We start from the raw sequence: 6,215 nt of genomic DNA on the forward strand, positions 1-6,215 counted from the left end.
CCTGGGCCGCCGCCGCGGCCTGCGCGGCGGCGCTCGACGCGCCGTCGCCGGGGCCGTCGATGTGCTCGACGGAGCCCGGTGCCGCGCCGCCCGCCGCGGCGGCGGCCGGGGTGCCCGAGGGCGAGCCGGTCCCCTGGGGCGACGTCGGATCGACGCCGCCGCTGACCCGGGTGGCCTCGTCGTGGATCGTGTCGCGCTCGTCGTCGGCCATGCCCGCCAAGGTACCCCGGCCGTCGGCGCGACACGCCGCGGGACCGTCCGCCCGCGGCCGGGGGACCCCGTATCGTGCCCGCGGATGCCCCGGCTGCGCTCCATCCCCCGTTCCGCCTGGGTGGCCCTGCTGATCGTGATGCTCGTCGGCGGCGGGATCCGTGCCTACCAGGCGCTGAACCCCCAGCCCGAGCTCAGCCAGGACGCCCGCTCCTACACGAGCATCGCGCAGAACATCGCGCTGCGGGACGAGTACACCGGGCGCACGCGCCGCGGGGTCAAGGTGCTGGCCGGCAGCCAGAGGACCGGTGCGGAGATCCGCCGCGACGGCGAGATCAAGGCGCTGCACTGGCCCCCGTTCACCCCGTACGTGTTCGCGACCGCCTACGCGCTGGCCCCCGGCGACCACCCCGCCGGCCGCGAGGACACGGCCCCGCTGCACGCGGCGCAGTGGGCGATCTCGACGGCGACCATCCTCGTCGCCTTCGCGCTGGGCTGGGTGCTCGTCGGGGCCTGGACCGGGGTGGCGGGCGCGGCCGCCGTCGCGCTGTACCCGCCCCTGGCCTGGGGCCCCAGCAGCCTGCTCTCCGAGCCCCTCGGCGCGTTCTTCGTCGCCTGTGCGTTCACCGCCCTGACCCTGGCCTGGCGGACGCGGCACAGATCGTGGTGGTTCCTGGCCGGGGCGCTGTTCGGGGCCGTGCTCCTCACCCGCACCGACCTGCTCTTCGTGCCGGTCTTCTGCGCCGTCCTCGCGCTCGTCGTCCTCGGCCCGACCGTCGGCTGGCGCCGCGGCGTCCAGAGCGCCGCGCTGCTCCTCGTCGGCGTGGTCGTCGTCGTCTCGCCCTGGACGGTCTACGCCACGGGCAAGTCCGACTCGTTCGTCCCGGTGACCAGCGGCGGCGGATCCGCGCTGTTCGTCGGCACGTTCCTGCCCGGCAACGGGTCCACGTTCGACATGAAGTTCGCGCTGAAGGACGAGACCGTCGCCCGGCACCCGAAGTACAAGGACCGGCCGTACACGACGATCCCCGCCCAGGTCGTCCTGGACGACGTCGCCGCCCGGCACCCGGAGCTCGAGCGGGACGAGGCGCTGTCGAAGGAGGCCAAGGAGAACCTGCGCAAGTACGCGCTGGGGGACCCCGTCGAGTTCGGCAAGATGATGGCCTTCAAGGCCGCGAAGATGTGGACCCGCTACGCCCGCGGCGGCTTCGACAAGACCAACGACTGGTGGACGGCGCTGCACATCGCGCTCGTCGCCCTGGGCGCGATCGGTCTGGTCTGGGGCGTCGTGCGGCGCCGCGACCCGGCCCTCGCGTCGATCGGCCTGGGCATCCTGATCGCGACCGGCGTCCACACCCTCGCCGTCGCGCACGGCCGCTACAACCTGCCGCTGATGCCGGTCCTGCTCGTGGCGGGGTGCGCCGGCTGGACCTGGCTGATCCGCGAGTGGCGCACGGGCCGGGCGGGCGGCCCGCCCGGGTCCTCCCCCACGTCGCGGGCGGCGTCGGACGGTCCGGGCGCGGCGATCGCCTGACCCGGGACGAGGTCGGCCCGCGCTCTCGCGCGGGCCGACGGGTTCCAGAGGCACCGACCGGAATCGAACCGGTGTTCACGGCTTTGCAGGCCGCTGCGTAACCACTCCGCCACGGTGCCCGGACCCGGGCAATGTAGCGATTCCGGTCCCGCAGGCGCCCCCTCGCGACCCCCTCCACACCCGCGCGCCGTCCACGATCACACGCTGCTAACCTGCTGCACCGCAGTACCGGCAGGCGCCATTAGCTCAGTTGGTTAGAGCGCACGCTTGACATGCGTGAGGTCACAAGTTCGAGTCTTGTATGGCGCACCTCGAAGGACCCGAAGGCCCCGCTCCGGCGGGGCCTTCGTCGTTCCCGCCCACCCGCGGTGCTCCGGGCCCTGCCGGGGAGCTCCGCCCGGCGTCCCGGGGGTCCGGCCCGTACCGTAGGGCGAGATGGCCGAGGTCCCCCAGCAGCGCGGCACCGACCGCCCGACCGCCCGCGATCGGCTGATCGCCGGGGTGCACGCCCTGGGCATCCCCGAGACGTGGACCGTCGGGGGCGTCGAGCGCGATCGCCTGATGGGTCGGCCGGAGACCGACGTCGACGTCCTCGCGTGCGGCATCACCGCCGACGAGCTCACGGCGCTCTGCCGCGCCGCCGGCCACCGGCCGCAGCCGCTCGAGGTCGCCGGCCGGCTCGTCGGGGTCCGGGTGCGGGCGGACTTCACGGGTCCCGAGGGTGCCGAGATCGCGCTGGCCCGCACCGAGGTCTCCACCGGCGAGGGCCACGCGGAGTTCGAGATCGTCCCCGTCCCGGTCGCCGAGCACCTGCGCCACCTCGAGCCCGCGGCGCGGGCCGGAGACCCGTCCCTGCGCGAGGCGGTCCTCGCCGACCTGGGTCGCCGGGACTTCACCTGCAACGCGATCGCCCGCAACACGCGCACGGGCGAGGTCCTCGACCCGTACGGCGGAGCGGCGGACATCGCGGCGGGCGTCGTCCGCGCGATCTCGCCCGACAGCTTCCGCGACGACGCGCTGCGCGCGTTCCGGCTGATGGCACGCATCGCCAAGGACGGCACGCGTCCGGACCCCGAGACGGTGCGGCTCGTGCGCGAGGCCGCCGCGTCGATGGCGATCCAGGGCCTGCCCGGCCCCGACGGCGTGGTGCCCCCCGAGCCCGAGCGGGTCACCGACACGGTCACGGCACCGGACGGCACGGTCCGCGAGGTCGTGCGCCGGAGCACCCGGACGAGCCTGACCCAGGACCGCATCCGCGACGAGCTCGTCAAGACCCTCGCGGGGCCCCATGCCGCCGACGCGCTGGGTCTCGCGCTGGACTGGGGGCTGCTCGGCCGGATCCTGCCGGAGCTGACGCCGCTGGTCGGCCTGGCGCAGCGCGACCCGCACCACCGGCTGACGGTGGCCGAGCACGCGCTGCAGGCCGTCGCCGCAGCGGACCGCGACGGGGCGCCGTGGCTGCTGAAGGCCGCGGCCCTGCTCCACGACAGCGGCAAGGCCGAGGTGTTCCGGGACCACGCGGACGGCGGTCGGTCGTTCCACGGCCACGAGGCCGCCTCCGCCCGGCACGCCCGGGTCTGGGCACCGCGGCTGCGGCTCTCCCGTGCGGACCGCGACGACGTCGTCCACCTGATCGAGCACCACGGGTTCCGCGACGCGGAGGGGTTCGCCGACGCGCGCCCGGCGGACCGGGCACGGACCGCACGGCGGTTCCACGCCCGCCACGGCGTCCGCCGCGCGCTGATGCTGGCCGACCTGCGGCGATACGACCGCTCCGCGCGCGGACCCGAGCTCCCCGGGCCGGGAGACCCGGTGCTCCGGGACGCCGAGGCGTTCGCCGGCGGGCTGCGCGACGAGGCCGGGGCGGCGACGACGATCCGCCAGCTCGCGATCGGCGGTGCCGACCTGCAGGACCTCGGCCTGCGGCCCGGGCGCGCCCACGGCGAGGTGCTGCGCGAGCTGCTCGCCCGGGTGGTCGACGACCCGGCGCTGAACGCGTCGGACCGGTTGCGGGCGGACGCCGCGCAACTGATCGCCGAACGCGGGGCCTGACCCGCGCGGCGGACCGCGCCGGGTCAGGCCGCGGCGTGATCCCGGTGCGGCGTGTCGGCGCGCCCGTGCTCGACGCCGTCGTCGGTCGAGAGGGCCAGGGTCGCGAGCCGGGTGTTCCGGAGCTCGTCGAGGCGGTCGTGCTCCTCGACCGTGCTGCGCTCGACGAGGAACGCGAAGAGCGCTCCGAGGCCGGCCCAGAGGACGGCGAGCAGCAGGACGAAGCCGAGGCCCGCGTCGAGCACCAGGCCCGCGAGGGCCGAGACGACGAATCCGGCGGCGCCGAACGCCCAGCCGATCTCGGGACCCGGGCTGCTCGTGTCGCGCTGCATGGTCTGCCCTGTTCCCCCGCCGCGCCGGCCGCGAACGGCCGACGGGCGAGCGATCCGTCCGGCGGGCCGCCGGACGGACGTCCGAGGATCAGTCCCCGGGCCACTCGCCGGTCGCGCGCTCGAACGCCTGGGCGCCGGCACGGTCGACGGCGGCGCGGATGACGCCCGAGATGGCGCCGGAGAGCGCCCCGGCCAGGAGGATCTCGCCCCAGCCGTACTCGCTCTCGAGCGGACCGGGCGGGTCGCCCTCGCCCGCCACGCGCTTCCAGACCTGCTTGGTGATCTGCGCGCCGAGCATGCCGCCGGCGAGGCCGAGGCCGATGCCGACGGGCCGGTACAGGACGTTCATCGGGACCTCCTGCGCCAGACGACGACCAGGACGAGCACGCCCGCCACCGCCGCGATCGTGGCCACGGGGACCTTGTTCTCCTGCACCTGACGACCGGCCTGACCGGCGGCGTCCTGGGCGCTCGAGGCGGCACCCGAGGTGGCCTCCCGGGCCGAGTCGCGGGCGTCCGCCGCGCGGTCCTGCGCGTCGTGCGCGGCGGAGGACGCCTTGGCCTGGGCCGCGGAGGCGACCTCCTCGACCCGCTCCTTCGCGGCGGCCGCGGTGCTCACCACGGCCTCCTTGGCCTGGACGGCACCGTCCTTGGCGGCCTGCTTGCGCTCGTCGATGCCCTCCTTCGCGCGGGCCTTGACGTCGAGCTTGTACGTGAGCGCCTCGACGGTGTCGCCGAGCTCGCCCCGCGTCTCCTCGATCTGCGCCTCGAGCGCCGTCTTCGCGTCGACGTCGGCCGGATCCTCGACCGGGTCAGCGCCCGGTGTGCCGGGCGTCGGCTCGGGGTGCGCGGGCTCCGCGGCGTGGATCTGCTCGACGGTCGCGTCCTCCGTCGGGGTGTCGTCCTGCTTCTTCGAACTCATGCTCGACCGCTCCGGTCCTTGATCTCCTGGACGTCCCTCTGGGTGCTGCCGATCGCGTCCTGCGGCACCGGCGGCACCGCGTCCGTGACCTCCTTCTTGCCCACGAGCGCGGCGATGCCGGCCAGGGCGAGGAGGACGACGGCGACCACCAGTGCGGCGAGCCACCCGTCGAGCGTCGTGGCGAGCGCCAGGATCGCCGCGGCCGTCAGCGCGCCGACGCCGTAGAACGCGATCACGCCGGCGCCGCCGAAGAGCCCGAGACCGATACCGGCCTTCTTGCCCTTCTGCTGCATCTCGAGCTGGGCGAGGCGCAGCTCCTGCCGTACGAGCGTCGCGGTCTGTTGGGAGAGGTCCTGGACGAGTTGCGCCACCGGGCGCTCGTCCTGCGTGGGTGAGGCCATGGAGGTCGTCTTCCCCCTCCGGGTCGCCCCAAAACCGGATCCGCCCACCACCGGTGCGCACGGGACCTCGGCGGACCGGACCGCACCGCGCGTCCGCATCCCCCCATCGGGGGAGCCGAAGGCGTCCACCGGTGGATGAGTATTCGTCACGGCGGTGGACGTTCCGAGTACCGTGTCGTCGTGCGCTGTCCCGGTCGCCCCGACGCCGCCCCCGTTCCCCGCCCCCGTCACGGGGCCCGTCGTTGACGCCTGCCGCGCACCCCGGTGACCCGTCGGACCACGCCGCCTCGGCCGGGCCCGCCGTGGCCGACGTGCAGGTGCGCATCACCGGCGTGCGCGACGGCGCGCACCTCGACGGCCTGATCACGACGATGCGGGGCATCCGCGGGGTCACCGGTGTGACGCTGCGCGCCTACGAGTCGGTGCACGAACCGCTGCTCCTGCTGCGGACGGCACGCCCCGCAGCGGTCGGCAGCGAGCTGCGGGCAGGGCTCGGCCGACAGGTCACCGCGTGCGTCGTGGCGGACGGGCGGATCGACATCGAGCTCGACGGCGGCGGACCGCACGTCGGGCCGCGGCCGGGTCCACGGGCCGGGGCGGCCCGCCCGGCGGGCCGCGCGCCGGGCGCGAACCGGGTCCCGCCCCAGATCCTCGACGCCTGGCTCGGTCCGGCCTCCCCGGCTGCCCGGGTCGTCCACGGCCCCCACGCGACGCCCACGGAGCTGCCCGGCCGACGGACCCGCGGGGCCCCGGGCGCCTGGGCGAGGC

Annotated in this window: 8 protein-coding genes and 2 tRNA genes; 4 read left to right on the forward strand and 6 right to left on the reverse strand. The window is 75.7% G+C overall.

The features are described from left to right. The coding region (locus tag Q7T67_RS19365) for a hypothetical protein (protein ID WP_304793764.1) at positions 1-211 on the reverse strand (211 nt) is incomplete at its 3' end. A gap of 84 nt (positions 212-295) precedes the next feature. On the opposite strand from Q7T67_RS19365, the gene Q7T67_RS19370 reads away from it, so the two are divergent. Further along, the gene (locus Q7T67_RS19370) at positions 296-1,744 is read left to right on the forward strand and encodes a hypothetical protein (RefSeq protein ID WP_304793767.1); all 1,449 of its coding nucleotides are present in this window, start codon (positions 296-298) and stop codon (positions 1,742-1,744) included. Positions 1,745-1,792: 48 nt separating this feature from the next. Here the strand turns inward: Q7T67_RS19370 and Q7T67_RS19375 are convergent. Next, positions 1,793-1,863 (reverse strand) — tRNA-Cys (locus Q7T67_RS19375). 116 nt (positions 1,864-1,979) lie between these two features. Between Q7T67_RS19375 and Q7T67_RS19380 the strand changes: the two genes are divergently transcribed. Both Q7T67_RS19380 and Q7T67_RS19385 read left to right on the forward strand, forming a co-directional pair. Continuing rightward, positions 1,980-2,053: transfer RNA gene (locus Q7T67_RS19380), tRNA-Val, on the forward strand. A 126-nt stretch (positions 2,054-2,179) separates the two neighbouring features. Next, positions 2,180-3,796 carry an HD domain-containing protein gene (locus Q7T67_RS19385; RefSeq protein ID WP_304793770.1) on the forward strand — a complete coding sequence of 539 codons (1,617 nt, stop codon included), beginning with the start codon at positions 2,180-2,182 and terminating at the stop codon, positions 3,794-3,796. A 23-nt stretch (positions 3,797-3,819) separates the two neighbouring features. Here Q7T67_RS19385 and Q7T67_RS19390 read toward each other — a convergent pair whose 3' ends face one another. The 4 genes from Q7T67_RS19390 to Q7T67_RS19405 form a co-directional block, all read right to left on the reverse strand. Beyond that, complete coding sequence (locus tag Q7T67_RS19390) at positions 3,820-4,125, reverse strand: hypothetical protein (RefSeq protein ID WP_304793773.1); 306 nt, start codon at positions 4,123-4,125, stop codon at positions 3,820-3,822. Positions 4,126-4,213: 88 nt separating this feature from the next. After that, complete coding sequence (locus tag Q7T67_RS19395; protein ID WP_304793776.1) at positions 4,214-4,474, reverse strand: DUF4235 domain-containing protein; 261 nt, start codon at positions 4,472-4,474, stop codon at positions 4,214-4,216. Beyond that, the gene (locus Q7T67_RS19400; protein ID WP_304793779.1) at positions 4,471-5,046 is read right to left on the reverse strand and encodes a DUF3618 domain-containing protein; all 576 of its coding nucleotides are present in this window, start codon (positions 5,044-5,046) and stop codon (positions 4,471-4,473) included. Before Q7T67_RS19400 ends, Q7T67_RS19395 begins: the two co-directional genes overlap by 4 nt. Then, positions 5,043-5,447, reverse strand: a complete 405-nt coding sequence (locus Q7T67_RS19405; RefSeq protein WP_304793782.1) for a phage holin family protein — start codon at positions 5,445-5,447, stop codon at positions 5,043-5,045. The genes Q7T67_RS19400 and Q7T67_RS19405 overlap by 4 nt, the downstream gene beginning before the upstream one ends. A gap of 302 nt (positions 5,448-5,749) precedes the next feature. Here Q7T67_RS19405 and Q7T67_RS19410 point away from each other — a divergent pair. Beyond that, positions 5,750-6,215, forward strand: a 466-nt coding sequence (locus Q7T67_RS19410) for a hypothetical protein (RefSeq protein ID WP_304793784.1), incomplete at its 3' end; no start/stop codon positions are given.

It is taken from the genome of Patulibacter sp., from assembly GCF_030655195.1.
Taxonomy (GTDB): domain Bacteria; phylum Actinomycetota; class Thermoleophilia; order Solirubrobacterales; family Solirubrobacteraceae; genus Patulibacter.

Bases quoted from the DNA above. Each gene is read 5' to 3' on its own strand.
- Q7T67_RS19400 (WP_304793779.1), bottom strand. From the start codon at position 5,046: ATGAGTTCGAAGAAGCAGGACGACACCCCGACGGAGGACGCGACCGTC.
- Q7T67_RS19395 (WP_304793776.1), bottom strand. From the start codon at position 4,474: ATGAACGTCCTGTACCGGCCCGTCGGCATCGGCCTCGGCCTCGCCGGC.
- Q7T67_RS19390 (WP_304793773.1), bottom strand. From the start codon at position 4,125: ATGCAGCGCGACACGAGCAGCCCGGGTCCCGAGATCGGCTGGGCGTTC.
- Q7T67_RS19385 (WP_304793770.1), top strand. From the start codon at position 2,180: ATGGCCGAGGTCCCCCAGCAGCGCGGCACCGACCGCCCGACCGCCCGC.
- Q7T67_RS19405 (WP_304793782.1), bottom strand. From the start codon at position 5,447: ATGGCCTCACCCACGCAGGACGAGCGCCCGGTGGCGCAACTCGTCCAG.
- Q7T67_RS19370 (WP_304793767.1), top strand. From the start codon at position 296: ATGCCCCGGCTGCGCTCCATCCCCCGTTCCGCCTGGGTGGCCCTGCTG.